Origin of the sequence: Gilliamella sp. wkB171 (genome assembly GCF_001693755.1) — a bacterium.
In the GTDB taxonomy this organism is placed as follows: Bacteria; Pseudomonadota; Gammaproteobacteria; order Enterobacterales; family Orbaceae; genus Gilliamella; species Gilliamella apicola_F.
This window is the reverse complement of sequence record NZ_LYST01000045.1, coordinates 1-16,389: the sequence shown is the minus strand read 5'-3', so window position 1 is coordinate 16,389 and position 16,389 is coordinate 1. Positions and strand designations below refer to the sequence as shown.

Annotated in this window: 13 protein-coding genes and 2 pseudogenes; 3 read left to right on the top strand and 12 right to left on the bottom strand. The window is 34.2% G+C overall.

Features of this window, described 5'->3' with window-relative positions:
- From A9G03_RS09620 to ilvI, 3 genes are all read right to left on the bottom strand, one after another.
- The coding region (locus A9G03_RS09620) for an intracellular growth attenuator family protein (protein WP_143425846.1) at positions 1–2,174 on the bottom strand (2,174 nt) is incomplete at its 3' end.
- Between the two features lie 198 nt (positions 2,175–2,372).
- Complete coding sequence (gene ilvN, locus A9G03_RS09615) at positions 2,373–2,867, bottom strand: acetolactate synthase small subunit (protein WP_065799075.1); 495 nt, start codon at positions 2,865–2,867, stop codon at positions 2,373–2,375.
- On the bottom strand, positions 2,867–4,585 hold the full coding sequence (gene ilvI, locus A9G03_RS09610; RefSeq protein ID WP_065799074.1) for an acetolactate synthase 3 large subunit: 1,719 nt from the start codon (positions 4,583–4,585) through the stop codon (positions 2,867–2,869). The genes ilvN and ilvI overlap by 1 nt, the downstream gene beginning before the upstream one ends.
- Before the next feature lie 276 nt (positions 4,586–4,861).
- On the opposite strand from ilvI, the gene ygfZ reads away from it, so the two are divergent.
- Positions 4,862–5,740, top strand: a complete 879-nt coding sequence (ygfZ, locus tag A9G03_RS09605; protein ID WP_065799073.1) for a tRNA-modifying protein YgfZ — start codon at positions 4,862–4,864, stop codon at positions 5,738–5,740.
- A gap of 113 nt (positions 5,741–5,853) precedes the next feature.
- Here ygfZ and A9G03_RS09600 read toward each other — a convergent pair whose 3' ends face one another.
- From A9G03_RS09600 to ppdD, 5 genes are all read right to left on the bottom strand, one after another.
- Positions 5,854–7,005 carry a M20 aminoacylase family protein gene (locus A9G03_RS09600; RefSeq protein WP_065799072.1) on the bottom strand — a complete coding sequence of 384 codons (1,152 nt, stop codon included), beginning with the start codon at positions 7,003–7,005 and terminating at the stop codon, positions 5,854–5,856.
- A 239-nt stretch (positions 7,006–7,244) separates the two neighbouring features.
- Complete coding sequence (locus A9G03_RS09595; RefSeq protein WP_082209443.1) at positions 7,245–7,994, bottom strand: prepilin peptidase; 750 nt, start codon at positions 7,992–7,994, stop codon at positions 7,245–7,247.
- Positions 7,994–9,169 (bottom strand): protein transport protein HofC, encoded by a 1,176-nt coding sequence (gene hofC / locus A9G03_RS09590; RefSeq protein WP_065799070.1) that lies wholly within the window; start codon positions 9,167–9,169, stop codon positions 7,994–7,996. Before hofC ends, A9G03_RS09595 begins: the two co-directional genes overlap by 1 nt.
- The gene (locus tag A9G03_RS09585; protein WP_065799069.1) at positions 9,166–10,275 is read right to left on the bottom strand and encodes an ATPase, T2SS/T4P/T4SS family; all 1,110 of its coding nucleotides are present in this window, start codon (positions 10,273–10,275) and stop codon (positions 9,166–9,168) included. The genes hofC and A9G03_RS09585 overlap by 4 nt, the downstream gene beginning before the upstream one ends.
- A gap of 29 nt (positions 10,276–10,304) precedes the next feature.
- A complete protein-coding gene (gene ppdD, locus A9G03_RS09580; protein WP_065799068.1) occupies positions 10,305–10,736 on the bottom strand; it encodes a prepilin peptidase-dependent pilin in 432 nt (143 codons plus the stop codon).
- Positions 10,737–10,939: 203 nt separating this feature from the next.
- On the opposite strand from ppdD, the pseudogene ampD reads away from it, so the two are divergent.
- Together ampD and A9G03_RS12885 are read left to right on the top strand one after the other, a co-directional pair.
- Positions 10,940–11,473 (top strand): annotated as a pseudogene (gene ampD, locus A9G03_RS12890) (1,6-anhydro-N-acetylmuramyl-L-alanine amidase AmpD); the annotation flags it as partial.
- 6 nt (positions 11,474–11,479) lie between these two features.
- Entirely contained in the window at positions 11,480–11,800 is a 321-nt protein-coding gene (locus A9G03_RS12885; RefSeq protein WP_442903115.1) for a YqcC family protein, read from the top strand.
- A gap of 83 nt (positions 11,801–11,883) precedes the next feature.
- Here the strand turns inward: A9G03_RS12885 and mltG are convergent, their stop codons facing one another.
- From mltG to A9G03_RS09555, 4 genes and pseudogenes are all read right to left on the bottom strand, one after another.
- On the bottom strand, positions 11,884–12,903 hold the full coding sequence (mltG, locus tag A9G03_RS09570) for an endolytic transglycosylase MltG (RefSeq protein ID WP_065633520.1): 1,020 nt from the start codon (positions 12,901–12,903) through the stop codon (positions 11,884–11,886).
- An 8-nt stretch (positions 12,904–12,911) separates the two neighbouring features.
- Positions 12,912–13,997, bottom strand: coding sequence for an alanine racemase (alr, locus tag A9G03_RS09565; RefSeq protein WP_065799066.1), 1,086 nt, complete (start codon positions 13,995–13,997; stop codon positions 12,912–12,914).
- A gap of 392 nt (positions 13,998–14,389) precedes the next feature.
- Entirely contained in the window at positions 14,390–14,785 is a 396-nt protein-coding gene (locus tag A9G03_RS09560; protein WP_065799065.1) for a hypothetical protein, read from the bottom strand.
- 26 nt (positions 14,786–14,811) lie between these two features.
- Positions 14,812–16,389 (bottom strand): annotated as a pseudogene (locus A9G03_RS09555) (hypothetical protein); the annotation flags it as partial.

The window sequence follows — 16,389 nt, the reverse complement described above, 5'->3', positions numbered from 1 at the left end:
TTTTCATAATATTTCTTAATTTCACTCGTTCGATGTCGGTTAATTATTATTTTCCTTACTAGTTGAATGCCGTTAATTGTAGCTGTTAATGTCATAACAACAAAAATAAGCATATTTATCAGAAAAAGCGGAGATAATGGTTGATTTGCTTTTAAATTATAATGATGATTTGCATTAACTTTCAGAGCAGAAATACTTTTTGTATTAGAATTTTGATCCTCACGATAACGAATATCACTTACCACACCAATAATATTAACATTAGGCGAGATAGTGTTATTTAAAATATCAATATAATAATTCACATTTTCAAATTCATCCAATTTGATTGAATTATTCATGACTAATCGAAGCATATCGATATAGCTTTGATTGGTTAATGTAATTTCTATTGCATTTTCAGATTGATATTGAGAAACAATTTTCACTAATTTTTTTAGTAATTCTAATTTAAATGGTTTTAAATTAATTTTAAGAACATTTACTTCGTTGGATTCGACTATTTCATCCATCATTTCGGGATTTTTTTCTGACCTAGCAAGTAGATCATCCCATGTAATACCGTCTTTATCACTATCAAATAACTTAACTATACGGGATTTAATATTGTCACAATTTTCGAGAGGTGTAATTTTACATACCTTTTCAATGTCAATGATTATTTGACCTATATTTTTTATTCTAGAGAAAGATTTTTTAATATAAAATTTGATTCTTTCAACAGAATGTTTGTTGAGCATATCAATATATAGTTGATATTCTTGTTGCATGTTTTTTAAACGAGTCATTTCTAAATCGATAAAATCATTAACAAATTTTGGATCAAATATATGTTTTAATGAGCTGTTAATACTCATCACATTATCTCCCGTCAATGTCATCGGCTGAGTATTGATAAAAAAGTGGTGACATTTATAATTGACCTTTAAATCATTGACATCACACGATGTGTTTTTTATAGAAATATTTACAATATCTCCTTGAGAGATATCACTATTTTCTAAAGTGGTTAGATCGTTAATTTGCAGATTGTGAGATTGTTGATTGTAATACCGATAAGCAAAATAACCATTATTAATTGGATCGGTAAAATAATAAAGAACAGCAGATAAAACTATCCCAACAATGAATAAAATTGTATTTCGTATAATAAATTTAGGCGAACCAAACTGCTCTATTTCATTATTGACGGATAACGTATGACCATTACGAAGTAATTTTCTACCATTATCACCGATACCCATTTCCGTAAAAGTATTTGAAATTTTAGCTTTAATAACTTTCACTTGTTGTGGAATTAAATGGCGTTTAGGTTTATACCAAACAAAAAAAGCTGCTGCACTAAGAGAGACTAATATTAAGATTAAGATGGATATCTGCTCATTTTCACTAAACCATGATTGTATCAGTAAAACCGTTGCTAATATCAAACAAAGTGAAGTTACTATACCAAGGTTATGTTGACTGATAGCTTCAAATCCCCTTTCTTCGCGTTGATAAAGGGTTTGATTAATCGATGCTTCTGAACTATCTGTGCCAATACCATAAGAATTATTTTTTTGATAACGGTTTGTATTATGTTGTTTATCAACTTCTTTATTATCATCATAAAGCGTTAGTGACTCAATATCAACAGAGTCACGATCATATAACAAGTTAGTGTTTTTTAAATCGTCAAATTCATATTCCTCATTAGGACCATAGTTTTCGGATGCGGTCTTGATATCGTGATCATTTATTTTTACGACTATCCCATACCATTTGGTAAATACAACTTCAATAATATTAAATTTATCAATATATCTATCCATACTATATGGAAAGAACAGTTCAATATTGTCAACTTCATAGTAATAAGTTATTTCGTCAGTATTACTGTGAAAACTATTACGATAGCACTCACCTCGTAAATAGGACACATGGTTATCGATTAAAGATGATTGAGATTTATAAGGATAAACCTTTATTTTACTAGTTAGGTACGGATGTAATAGTTCTAATTCTTCATCTGTTAAATCTCTTATTGGTTCACGTTGGGATAGGTGTTTCTCTAAAATTGCCCTATTAACACGATGTTCCCCCCCCCTATTAACACCACGTTCACCTCTATAAAGGATCCAACTGATTAATCCAAAAATTAAAATGCCTATTTTAATAACCGTATACCAATCCATTATGATTCCTTTATGTAAATATTATTTTATTTAAAAACGGTGTTTATAAAAACTAATAACAAAATTAGTTGTAATTTCTTCTACCTTTATTTAGTTAATTATTACTTAAATTCGATAACATCTTTTAAATTATCGATATTCTTCATTTCCATTTAAAAAAGGCGCTTAATACGCCTTTAGATTTATTTAGAATACAACTTATTTAAGTGTTCTTTCGCTGCGGGATAGTCCAATAATCCCTGATCGAACAGTTTCCACAATATTACATGTTTCTCTGATTGATAATAAGAATGAATCAAGCTTTTCACTGGTGCCCGATAACTGAACAATATAATGCGTTGCAGTTACATCAACAATTGATCCTCTAAAGATATCGGCACATCGCTTCACTTCGTCACGAGCATCTGAATCTTTAGCAGCAACTTTAACTAACATAATTTCACGCTCAACATGAGGACCTTCAGTTAAATCATTAACACGATATACATTAATTAGTTTATGAAGTTGTTTCTGAATTTGTTCAAGTACATGCTCATCGCCTGAGGTTTGAATGGTCATACGATGCATGGTTGGATCTTCGGTTTGCGCCGTTGTAATGGTTTCGATATTAAAACCACGTTGTGAAAATAGACCAATTATTCTAGACAATGCGCCAGGTTCATTTTCAGTTAAAATAGATAATATATAACGCATTAGGTTCTCTCCGTCTTACTTAACCACATTTCACTCATTGAACCACCACGAACTTGCATTGGATAAACATGTTCTGTAGCATCGGTCATCACATCGACAAAAACAAGTCGATCTTTAATTGATAACGCTTGTTTAAGTTTGGATTCAAGCTCTTCACGCTTATTAATACTTATGCCAACATGACCATAAGCCTCAGCAATTTTAGCAAAATCAGGTAATGACTCCATATAAGATGAGGAATGTCGCCCTGCATAAATCATATCTTGCCACTGTTTAACCATACCTAAAAAACGATTATTAAGATTCAAAATTAAAATAGGTAAACCATATTGTAATGCTGTTGATAGTTCTTGAATATTCATTTGAATACTACCATCACCGGTTACACAAACAACTCGATTTTTTGGAAATGCTAATTTAACACCTAATGCTGCTGGTAAGCCAAACCCCATGGTACCAAGTCCACCAGAAGTAATAAAGTGTCTAGGTTTATCAAACGGATAATAAAGCGCTGTAAACATTTGATGTTGACCCACATCAGTAGTGATATAAGCATCGCCTTTAGTTAATTTATATAATACTTCAATTGCTTCTTGCGGTTTAATACTGTTACCTTCATGACTATAAGCAAGGCAATGTCGAGCTCGCCAATGTTCGATCTGTTTCCACCAATCAACCAAGGCATCTAAATCACGCTCTATGTTTAGTTCATCAATTTGATCTAACATAGTTTCTACAACAATTTTAGCATCACCAACAACAGGAATACTTGCCATGATGGTTTTAGATATTGAAGTAGGATCGATATCTACATGAATTATTTTGGCTTTAGGACAATATTTTTCAACATTATTAGTTGTTCTATCATCAAAACGTGCACCGATAGCCAAAATAACATCCGCATTATGCATCGACATATTGGCTTCATACACACCGTGCATACCTATCATGCCTAGATAATGTTTATTTGTTCCGGGGAAAGCACTAATGCCCATCAGCGTTGAAGCAACAGGCAGATTCAATTTTTCAGCAAACAGTTTGATCGCCTCACTTGCATTAGCAGAAATCACACCGCCACCAATAAAAAGAACCGGTTTTTTAGCTGTAAAAAGTGTCGTTAGCGCTTTTTTTATTTGTCCTTTATGTCCTTGTATTGTTGGATTATAAGAACGCATCGATACTGATTTTGGATAATGATAATTATATTTGTTGGCAGGATTAACAATATCTTTCGGTAAATCAATGACAACAGGGCCTGGACGACCGGTTGACGCAATATAAAATGCTTTTTTGATAATTTCTGGAATATCTTGAGTATCTTTGATTAAAAAACTATGTTTAACAATTGGTCTTGAAATACCGACCATATCACACTCTTGGAATGCATCATTGCCAATTAAATTACTTGCTACTTGTCCAGATAATATAACCAGTGGCACAGAATCCATATAGGCAGTTGCAATACCGGTAATAGTGTTAGTTGCACCTGGTCCAGATGTAACTAGCACAACACCAACATCCCCTGTAGCTCGTGCATACCCATCAGCCATATGCACAGCTGCTTGCTCATGACGAACTAATATATGTTCAATACCACCAAGTGTATGAATTGCGTCATAAATATCAAGAACACTTCCACCAGGATAACCAAATATCTGTTTTACTCCTTGATCAATCAATGACTGAATGACCATTTCCGCACCTGACAATTTTGCCATGGTTATTGCCTCCAATATAACTTTTTTGTCATCTATTGATTTATTGTGCATTAACTTATATATAAAATCAATTAAGTCAATGATATAACTTTTAACTAAATCACAATAAAAAAATAATAGTGTAAATTTGCAAAATTAAAATAAAGGGAGTTTAATAAAGTAATCAAAATATTATATATTGATTTTCCAGTCATTTTTGTTTTGTTTTAACACTTTAGAAAATTGGAACTCTAGTGTTACTGATGTTAAAATTCTTTATTTGTAAAAGGCACTATTATGAGCAATTTCTCAACTAAACCCATTTCACTTGCCGATTGGCAGTTAGTAAAAGTATCTGGAGTGGATAATCGCAAATATTTACAAGGACAAGTGACGATTGATATCGATCACCTTTCTCAGCAAACTGCCTTATTCGCTGCACATTGTGATGCTAAAGGCAGAATGTGGAGTAACATACTATTATTTCAACGAGAGCAAGATATCTACTATATCTTACGTAAAAGTGTTGCTGATGTGCAAATTGCTGCTTTAAAAAAATATGCCGTATTTTCTAAAGTCTCTATCGAGCAGGTTAATGATTTAAATATCGTTGGTTTAGAATACGATGCGATACCCGCAGACATTATTGACCAATTCAATCATCAAAATTGTATTACCCATAATAATATTACTTATATCAAATTAAATTTACCTCATACACGGGCAATTAGAGTATCACCTCAAACTATCGATGAAGATTTACAACCTTGTAGCCGATGGATGCAACTTGATTTAGAAGCTGGTTATGCCATTATCGATAAGGAAAATTGTGAAACATTACTGCCTCAAGCATGTAATTTACAATATTATGACGCCATCAGTTTTGATAAGGGTTGTTATTGTGGTCAAGAAATGGTGGCTCGAGCTCAATTTCGTGGGGCTAATAAACGAGGGCTTTATTTATTAACGGGTAAAAGCGATAGTTTACCCAATATTGGTGATACCATCGAATGCCAGATTGATGGCAATTGGCGCGAAAGCGGTCAAGTCCTTGCAACGATGAAATTAAATCAAGACAACGATATTTATGTTCAAGTTGTGCTTGCTAATGGCATCGATCTCAACACACAATTTAGAGTAAAAGGCGCTGTAGAGAGTAAACTTTGTTTTCATTAATTAATACTTGTTAGGATCTGTGAGAGCTAATCAGTTAACAACTACATTTTAAAGATAGTTAACTGATTAGTTGAGTAAATCTTTTGATAACAATTAAAAAATGCTAGGTTGAGTTAACCCCCAAGTTCTTGATTGACTATTTCAATAAAGTATTGCGCCCCAGTTGTTAAAACTTCATCGTTAAAATTGTAGGCTGGGTTATGTAAATTAGCACCTTTGCCAGCACCTAGCCACACATATACACCCGGTATTTTTTGCAGCATAAAAGCAAAATCTTCCGAGCCCATTGATGGTAAAGGATCGATAATAAGACCATTTTCACCAACAACTTTTTTAGCTGCTTCTATCGCAATATCTGCTTGCTTGGCATAGTTAATTGTTGCTGGATAACGCCGTTGATAATCAACCTCAGCCTTGGCTTCGAATGTGCTGGCAATACCTGTTGCAATTTGTTTAATACGTTGCTCAGCCATATCTTGTACATCGGCGCTAAAAGCACGAACTGTACCACGAATTACCGCTTGTTGTGGTAACACGTTCCACGTATCGCCACTATGTATTTGCGTAACACTCACCACAAGAGAGCTAATAGGATCGACATTGCGGCTGACAATGCTTTGCAAACTATTTACGATTTGTGTTGCCGTTAAAATTGTATCTTTACCAAGATGAGGAGCGGCAGCATGAGCGCCAACACCTGTTACTTTGATTTCGAAAACATCATATGATGCCATCATTGGTCCATGGTTAATGTAAAAATGATTTAATTTCATATTCGGTTGATTATGAATACCATAGACAGCTTCAATTGGAAAACGATCGAACAAGCCATTTTCAACCATAACACGAGCACCGCCTTCGTTTTCTTCAGCTGGCTGGAAGATAACAACGACTGTACCCGAAAAATCACGGTGTTCACTCAAATATTTAGCCACGCCTAATAATGTTGCAGTATGACCATCATGACCACAGGCATGCATTTTACCGGGGATAGTTGAACAATAATCTATTTTATTCTCTTCTATAATATCTAAAGCATCAATATCGGCACGCAACGCGATAACTCGACCTTCTTTTTTGCCTTTAATAATACCGACCACACCAGTTGGTGCAAAATCGGTATAGAGCTCAGTTATACCGAAAGATTTAAGCTTTTCAATTATAAATTCAGTTGTTTTCTTCTCTTCAAATGCGGTTTCTGGGTGGGCATGGATGTGATGACGCCATGCAATCATCTCTGATTTCAATTCATTAATACGACTCATTATACATTCCTTATTCATTCTCAATTGTAAACTTAATCAGTTTATTGATTAGTACTATACTGCTATTCTAGCTTTTATAAAAATAACTATTTTTACTATGATTAGTGATTTTAGTTATATATTAAAATACAGATATGCTAACTGATGAATTTTGAAAAAGAATGAAATATTTAATCGATTTACATTACATAAAAAGATTAGATGTGTTTGAGCGAAATTTAACCCTTTTAATCATTTAATTAACTAAAATAGCAGCAGCAATACGCCGAAATTAATAAAAATGGACCAAATGGAATAACTTTTAATGATTGTCGATAAAAAAGATAGTTTAAGATCAGAAAATAAAAAATACCCAATATTGAAGCCATAATTACTAATAAGGAAAGTAAATGATAAGGAATCCATGCACCTATCGCGGCAAGTAATTTTATATCTCCCCCGCCTAATCCATGCTTGTTTGAAACTAAATAAAACAAACTAGCCGGTACTTTTAATAAAAGATACCCGCATAAAATGCCAATAAATGCATCGGTTAATATTATATTGCTGATGTTCAAATATGCCGCCAATAAGCCTCCCCACATTAATGGTTGAGTAAAAAAATCCGGCAATAGATAATATTTAAAATCGATTAAGGCTAATAGTAAAAAATAACAGCCCAACATCATTAACATAATACTTTGCGCATTAATACCTTTATGCCAATAAATCACCAAAAACAACACTGAAATAGCTAACTCTAACAAAAAATAATAAGCTGGTATTTTAGCCTGACAGGCATAACAACGTTGTCTTAATAGAAAATAAGACAACAGCGGAACTAATTGCCAAACTTTTAGTTTATTGAAGCAATTTGGACACGATGAACATGTTAAACTTATGGCCGATAAATAAATGAAGGGAGTATGTAATGGCGAAAACCGACTAAAAGCAACGCAAATAAAACTGCCCATACATGCACCTAACACCGCTATAATACAAGCTATCATTAGTTAATCACTTCGCCAAGTTGAAAGATAGGCAAATACATAGCAATAATTAAACTTCCAATTATTAGCGCTAGTATTAACATTAACAACGGTTCAAATAATTGAGATAAATTATCAGTTAATGTTTGACTCTGCTCTTCATAGTAATCCGCTAACTTTGCAAGCATCAAATCCAGCGTACCGGATTGTTCACCTATGTGGATCAATTGACGACATAAAGTTGGAAAACACGGTTGTGTTTGTAAAACATGACTAAAAGAAAACCCCTTTTCGATTTCGGCTATCATATAAAAAATACTTTTTTGATATACGTGATGCGTAATTGTATTAGCCGAAGCGGTCAAACCTGCAAGTAAAGGGATACCAGCTTGTTGAGTTATTGCTATTGTTTGAAAGATATGTGTTAAACAATTACTACCAATTACTTTACCGATTATAGGTAATTTTAATGTATAACTATCAATCACATCACGATAGCGAAGCTTAAGATAATATCGATATAATAAATAGCTTAGTAACAGAGTAATTAAAACAACGAACCAAGTTCGTTGTAAAAAGTTTGACAAATCGATAACGCATTGGGTAAACAACGGCAATTGAGCATTGAAATCTTGATAAATGTCAGCAAATTTGGGTAAAACCACTAATAGCATTATCACTATCACAATTATTGATACCGAGAGTAAAAAGCATGGATAACGCATGGCCTGTTTGATACGCTTTTGTAGTTTAATCGATTTTTCGAGTTGTAACGTTAACTGTTCAAAACTTGAATCCAATTGTCCTGTCATCTCACCGATTGCAACAATTTCACAATAAAGTGTTGGAAAGACTAAATGATGTTGAGTTAAAACTTTTGATAAAGGTTCCCCTTTTGCAATCTGATTTTCAATTTCAACAAGAAGATATTGCCAATGAGGATGAGGGTGCTCTTTGGCTAAAATAAGTAAACTATCAACAATAGAAAGCCCTGCTTTAAGCATCGTTGCTATTTGTTTAGTAACAACCAGTAACTCTAAACGATTAAAACTATGTTTATTAATATATTTAACTGCTTTTATTTTGATGGCAATTTTGCCTTGTAATAACAGCTTTTTTTTCGCCTCTTGCTGAGAAGACGCAATTATTTTATTTTCATTAAAATCCAAATCATACCAAACGTAGAGCCTTTTCATAGATAATCACCCAAAACACGTTGCAATTCTGCAATGGTGGTAACACCATCTTTAACCAGTTTTTGCCCTGCAACTTTTAGCGTTACCATATTGGTAGGTGAAATCATTTGGTCACGGAGTAATTGATGTTGTATTTCTGCCGTTATTGGTAAAAATTCATATAATCCTACGCGCCCATGATACCCACCAAAACAATGTTCACAGCCCATAGCAATAAAATGGGCTGTTGTTTCTCCTCCTAATACGATTAATTGACTTGCGACAACCTTACAATAATGACAAAGCTTACGAACAAGACGTTGGGCAATAATTAATTTTAAACTTGAGGAAACCAGATAATTTTTAACCCCCATTTGATTTAATCGAATTAAGGCTTCTAAACTTGAATTGGTGTGCAATGTGGATAAAACTAAATGTCCTGTTTGCGCTGCTTGAATAGCAATCTCTGCTGTTTCAGGATCACGAATTTCACCAATCATTATCACATCGGGATCTTGCCTGAGTAACGCTCGCAATATAACAGCAAATGTTAAACCAGCTTTAACATTTATCGCAGTTTGATTAATGCCTTCAATGGGGATTTCAATAGGATCTTCAACGCTACAAATATTACGCTCAGGTTTGTTTAACTTTTTTAATCCACTATATAAGGTAACCGTTTTCCCGCTACCGGTTGGTCCGGTCACTAAAATCAACCCTTGAGGGTAATCTAAAATTTGTTGAAATATTGAAAGATCGTGTTGTGTTAATCCTAAATCATCAATGGTGAGTTCTGATTCATTATTGTCCATGACTCTAAGCACAATTTTTTCACCATTAATGACCGGTAACGTAGATATCCGCATTGCATAACGATCTACTATTAATTGACCATCTTGTGGTAAGCGCTGCTCAGCAATATTTAACTTTGCCATAATTTTTAACCGAGCGGCAATTTGTTTAGCTAAAGTCAATGGTGGCATAAGCATATCTTGCAGCACACCATCAATTCGCATGCGAATACGATAATGATGTAAATAAGGTTCAAAATGAATATCCGAAGCCCGTTTATCTAATGCTGACAACAATAATTTATCCAAACTTTCAACTAATTGCTCTTCATTCATCACATATTCCTTATTAATCGTTTTAACGATCAAAATTTAAAAATAGCTTCACAAGCTTGTGTTAAAGAAGTATCTGCAGGTGTTGTTAAACAATTTCGCGTCCAACCTAAATTACCTTCTGTCGAATTAATTGTCGGTGTTAAGGTCGTGGTTAATCCCAATAAAGCTCCTTTACCAACCAGAGTAATCACACCGTTAGCTACAGAAACGGATGTGACATAATTAGATGATTTACTGATGGGCACACCATTATTACCATTACTGCAATGTGTTAAATTACCTTGTTCAATTGCACATATTTCGATAGCGGTTTTATAAGCTGTCATAGTCTGTAGCATATCGGTTAAAGCAGCTTTTTTTACATAACCTTGATAAGCCGGTAAGCCAATGGCAGTAAGAATAGCAATAACAACTATTGCAATCATAAGTTCAAACAAGGTAAATCCTGATTGAGCTGTCATAATTCTCTCGTGAGTTAAAGTCTGTGAATAAGGTAGTGACTTTATAGCAAAACAAAAAAATGAAATAATAAGTAAAAATCCATTTTGGAAATAATAATTGATATTTATTGCAACTATCTAAGATGCAAAAATAATGTTTGTGAACGTTATCGCAAAATTAATTTTTATCCTCGCTGTATATAGCAAAGTTTATTGGAGTCCATATGTCACTTAATATTATTGATGGTTGGTTACAGGGTGTAAAACAAGTTATTTCACCTTATTATAATGATCGCCCTACTAATGAAGAAATTTCATTAATAGTCATTCATAATATCAGTTTACCGCCAAATCAATATGGTGGTCCTTATGTTGAACAACTATTTACGGGTAAACTTGATCCTAACGAACATCCCTATTTTGCAACAATTTTTCAACTAGAAGTATCAAGCCATCTATTTATTCGTCGTGATGGTGAGATAATTCAATTTGTTCCATTTGATAAGCGAGCTTGGCATGCTGGGCAATCAAGTTTTGAAGGTAGGGAGAATTGTAATAATTTTTCGATTGGCATTGAAATGGAAGGTTGTGATACAGATGATTTTACTGACTATCAATATCAACAATTAGCCGCTGTTACCTTATTGTTGCAACACACGTATGGCATTAAAAATATTACTGGTCATAGCGACATTGCACCAGAACGTAAAACTGATCCTGGACCTTGTTTTAATTGGCAATATTATCGCAAACTTATTGATGAATTGTCACAAACCCAAAAAATAGTAAAACAACTTGAGTTAATCAAACTTGAATTACAAAACATTCGTTTATGGCAAACAACGCCACCACCAGCTGCTGCTTTTTTAAGCCAAGAACCTTTTGCAATCGACACTATGCAAAGTCATGAATGGTTACAATGGATTTTTATTCCGCGGATTTTGGCGCTTATCGATGCCAAAACGAATATACCAACGTTTGCACTTCATCCTTATTTTGAAGAAGCCTTAAAAGAACATCCTGAAAATACCGTTCAACTGTTACATCTTATTAAACAGCTTGACAAACTATCTACCGAAAATTAACACAATTAAACAGTTATGCTTACATTTTTGAAATTTGTTATAGATGCCGCATACTGATTTATGCGGCGATGATAGCGATAAGATTAATTAACATCACGCGTTAATTTACGGTATTCATTGACTGCTTGTTGATGACTACCATAACTATTGGAGAACGTATGACCACCGTTGCCTGTTGCCACAAAAAACAGATAGTTGGTCTTGGCTGGGTGAGCGGCGGCTTCTAAAGAAGCAAGGCTAGGCATAGCAATAGGTGTAGGCGGTAACCCCTCAATAACATAAGTATTATACGGATTGTTGGTATCGGTTAGATCAGAGCGCCTAATGGCACCAGTATAATTATCACCTAAGCCATAAATAATCGTTGGATCAGTTTGTAATTTCATTTTTGCTTTTAATCGATTCACAAATACCGAAGCAACATTCGCTCTTTCAGAACTAATGCCCGTCTCTTTTTCAATAATTGAAGCTATAATTAGCATTTCGTAAGGCGATCGATATGGCAAATCCTTATCACGATTATCCCATACTTTTTGTAAATTATTTTTCATGGTCAGATAAGCACGTTTTAATATACTTACATCAGTCGAATCGGCCGTATAAAGATATGTATTTGGTGATAACCACCCTTCGATTGAACCATCAATACCCAATAATTTAGCAATTTCTTCATTAGATTTGCCATCGAGTGTTTGTTGAATATAAGGTGTAGTTTTAAGCACATTAAGCCAATCTTTAGCCCGTTTACCTTCAACAAATTGAATAGAAAAATTACTCTCTTTTCCAGAGACTAGTAACTGTAAAAATTCTTCAACTGTCATGTGAGCATGTAATTGATAAGTGCCAGCTTTTATCGAACTCAACGAAGGATCTAATTTATAAAGATAAGGTAACAAATAAGCTTGTTGCATTAAGTTGTTTTGTTTTATTTCAGCAACTAATTGATGCAAAGTCGTTCCCTTTTTAAGCACAAATATTTGGTTGTCATCTGTGACTTGCATTTGCTGTTTTGAGAATTGGTGCAGAAAATAGTAACTAATACCAATTGCACCACCTATAATAATAATGAGTGTAAGAATCGTATATAAAAATATTTTTTTCATCATAATGATTAATCTATATAGTGAATTTTTGCGCGGGAAGTTAAGCGCGTTAAAAGCTCATATGCACTGATACCGGTATGCTTAGCAATCTCTTCAACAGGTAACTGTTTACCCCAAAATATGACCTCATCACCGGGTTTTTCTAGACAATCAATTCCCAAATCGATCACAATCATATCCATCGAAACTCGCCCCACTATTGGCACTCGGCGTCCGTTAATAACGACAGGCGTATTTTCTGGAATATTGCGTGGATAACCATCGCCATACCCCATAGCAACCACGCCTAAAAGCGTATCTTTGCGGCTTGTCCAGATTTGACCATAACCGACAGCTTGGCCTTTTTTATGTTTACGCACAGCAATTAATTCAGATTTGAATGTCATTACAGGTTTAAGATCCGCAATAGGATCATTGAAAGGAGAAACACCATACAACGCAATTCCTGCTCTTATCATATCACGATGAGAATCAGGCCAATGCAATATTCCTCCAGAGGCAGCAATAGAAAGTTTGTTGATCAATGATTTATTGCCTGAAGAATGAATAAACGCATCTAATCGTGCATTTTGTTGGTTAGTTTGTGCTGAATCAAATTCATCCGCTGAGCTAAAATGGCTAATAATGTTTATCGATTTACGTATCACTTGACAATTAGCAAGCCGATTAAATTCGGCTTGTGCTTCATCTAAATGAAACCCTAACCGATGCATTCCTGTATCAATTTTAAACCATGCGGTAATTTGATTGTCAATGGCAATATTATTTAAAGCATCAATTTGCCAACTAGCGTGGATCACCGGTTGCAAATTAAAATCGATCAAATCCGCTACATCATCATGAGGGAAAAAACCTTCAAGTAAGACAATCGGTGTATTAATACCAAGTTTTCTTAAAAATAATGCTTCAGAAACTCTTGCAACCCCAAAATAACTGACTTTATCTTGCAATAACTTAGCGACACCCTCAACACCATGACCATAAGCGTTAGCTTTAACAATAGCCATTAGTGCACTTTGCGGTGCTTGATTTTTCAACACGTCAAGATTATGTAGAATTGATTTACGATTTATTTCAACAACAGCGATAGACATTGTGTATAACCTAACTGATATATCAGGAAGATATTGTAAATTTTGTTATTGAGAAGCACAATAAAAATATTGGTTTGATTATTTATGATATAAGTTTAGTAAAACTAGGCGGCACTTTGTAATAAAGTCAGTAAAATAACTTTATCATCCAAAATTTAAAAAAATTAAATAATCTTAACGGATTCATTAATCATGCTTAATTACAAAACACCATATTATCTTGTGTAAGTATCTATTCAATTATTAAATTTTTTTAGATCTGATAAAAACGCGTTCGTTTTTAAAATTAATCAATTAAAATTCAGCTTGTTTTGCTAACGATGATGTAATATGAATACAAATCAAATATATTTTTTCTAGACAATAACTGTTAGCTATTGTCTAGATTTTACTCAAATACAGCGCGAGCTCCGACGCCGACGGCTCGTCGTTAATAACGACTCGGAGTCGGCTTTTGCCATTTCGTTCATTTCATTCTCTTCAAGGCAACGTCGCGCAAACCATTGACCATAATCCGTTAAATCAAAATCACCAGCAATTCGGTAACCAAAAGAGGTTAAGGCCGCTCCTGGTAAACGTTCATTTATCTTATTTGCCGGAAAACCACACTTAACTATCCATTGATTTCGAGCGCCTGCAGCTTGATAAAATTTCAATTTTAGCTGTTGCCCAAGTATCTCATTTAAAATGTAGGCAGACTGATTATACGCACGTAAAAATAATCCTTCGCGAAATAATAAAATACCTTGATATTGATTCAATAAATCTAACTTTTCATCAATTTTCATTTTTATACCAAACAGATGAAAAGCCGTTATTGCCGACAAACCAAATAGTCTGGAGCGCCTACTGCATCAGCATCTACCCCTAAAAGACCAGAACTTGAATTAACATCAATATGAGTACCATAGCTACTTTGATAGTACAAATCTTTTGTCCAATATCTATCCCCTTCATCTCGCCATGTTGAATCAGGATAAGTTTGTTGAGTTGAATAACCCCATTCAGGTAGAAGTCCTTGACCAATGGCTCTTGTATAACCATTTATAATCTCAAAAGAGCCATTTAAACGATCATCAACAGGTGTATTGGTTAACTCCGAGTAAGAGAGCAAATTATTTATACTACATCTTTGAATAGCAACACTCCAGATATCAAAAAAATCTTTAAGCGGATTCGCCCAAACACTGGTTGGATTAAAGGTATAATCAAATTTAATTGTTGGATCTCGTTTCAATGTAGCCCGTACAGTAACATTACCTGTTGGTTTGCCTCTTAGTAAAACATAACCCTGTGGATCGATAGTCACTTGCCCCCCAGGATTATTGGGAACACTAAAACTATAGTCAGTTTGTGCACCTGCGACTATTAGTTGAAACTTGGCGCCAGAAAAGCCAGTAGTCGGAAATGTTTTCCCTCCCGATTCGGTTGGATTAGTTTTAAACCCCATATTAGGCACATAATCTGCTGTATAGCCGCCACCAACAGCTGTCCTTGACGTATAACGTGAATCATTCCAAGCAATGAATGTATTACTACTATCAAAACTTAACCACTGAAATTGTGGCATTTTTTCAATAGCATAGGGTTTAGCATAACAAACTTGAGGTTTAGAAGAAATTTGATAACGTTTTACTATTGGCACATAATCACTTTCCCGAGGGATACCATATTTAGAATAGGTCTTTACCTGCGTTGTTATTTCAAGCGTTAATGGCATCGGATAACTACTTCCACACCCCATCGTTTTACTAGTATCTGTAATTAATTTTCCATTACCGTCATACCACTGTTTACTGGTAAATGAGAGTAAAAATGGCTTTGATACATCTATCCCATCACCATCTTTATCCGCATAATTTAATGTGTTATCCAATGAATTATAGTAAAAATTCTTAACGATAAAATTTGCAGGGCTTAAATCACCACTAAATTCCTTAACTACATCACCCTTGATATTGTTGCTTGCTTCACTGTAAAAAATACCATTAACCGTAAATCCTTGTTTATTCGCTGCTAAATCGATATTTATCACTTCCGGTGCACTGCCCTCTATCGCTTTTGCTGTCGATGTACTTAATGCTTGCACTGGATGAATCGTCAATAAAATAAAAAATATGAATAATGAGCGTTGCGCTAATTTCGATTGAATTAATTTAAAATAATCTATTACATATAAATTATTTAACGAAATTTTGCTCGAAAAGTATTTGAAGTGATATAAAAATTTTAAAGATGAAATAAAAGAGATAAAAGAGATAAAAGACGTTAAGTGCGAGGATAATTCGCTGGCGTGATGACTTTTTGTTCCTAGACTATTTAATAATGCCCGATGCCCGATGCCCGATGCCCGATGCCCGATGCCCGATGCCCGATGCCCGATGCCCGATGC

Bases quoted from the DNA above. Each gene is read 5' to 3' on its own strand.
- ilvN (WP_065799075.1), bottom strand. From the start codon at position 2,867: ATGCGTTATATATTATCTATTTTAACTGAAAATGAACCTGGCGCATTG.
- ilvI (WP_065799074.1), bottom strand. From the start codon at position 4,585: ATGGCAAAATTGTCAGGTGCGGAAATGGTCATTCAGTCATTGATTGAT.
- ygfZ (WP_065799073.1), top strand. From the start codon at position 4,862: ATGAGCAATTTCTCAACTAAACCCATTTCACTTGCCGATTGGCAGTTA.
- A9G03_RS09600 (WP_065799072.1), bottom strand. From the start codon at position 7,005: ATGAGTCGTATTAATGAATTGAAATCAGAGATGATTGCATGGCGTCAT.
- A9G03_RS09595 (WP_082209443.1), bottom strand. From the start codon at position 7,994: ATGATAGCTTGTATTATAGCGGTGTTAGGTGCATGTATGGGCAGTTTT.
- hofC (WP_065799070.1), bottom strand. From the start codon at position 9,169: ATGAAAAGGCTCTACGTTTGGTATGATTTGGATTTTAATGAAAATAAA.
- A9G03_RS09585 (WP_065799069.1), bottom strand. From the start codon at position 10,275: ATGAATGAAGAGCAATTAGTTGAAAGTTTGGATAAATTATTGTTGTCA.
- ppdD (WP_065799068.1), bottom strand. From the start codon at position 10,736: ATGACAGCTCAATCAGGATTTACCTTGTTTGAACTTATGATTGCAATA.
- mltG (WP_065633520.1), bottom strand. From the start codon at position 12,903: ATGAAAAAAATATTTTTATATACGATTCTTACACTCATTATTATTATA.
- alr (WP_065799066.1), bottom strand. From the start codon at position 13,997: ATGTCTATCGCTGTTGTTGAAATAAATCGTAAATCAATTCTACATAAT.
- A9G03_RS09560 (WP_065799065.1), bottom strand. From the start codon at position 14,785: ATGAAAATTGATGAAAAGTTAGATTTATTGAATCAATATCAAGGTATT.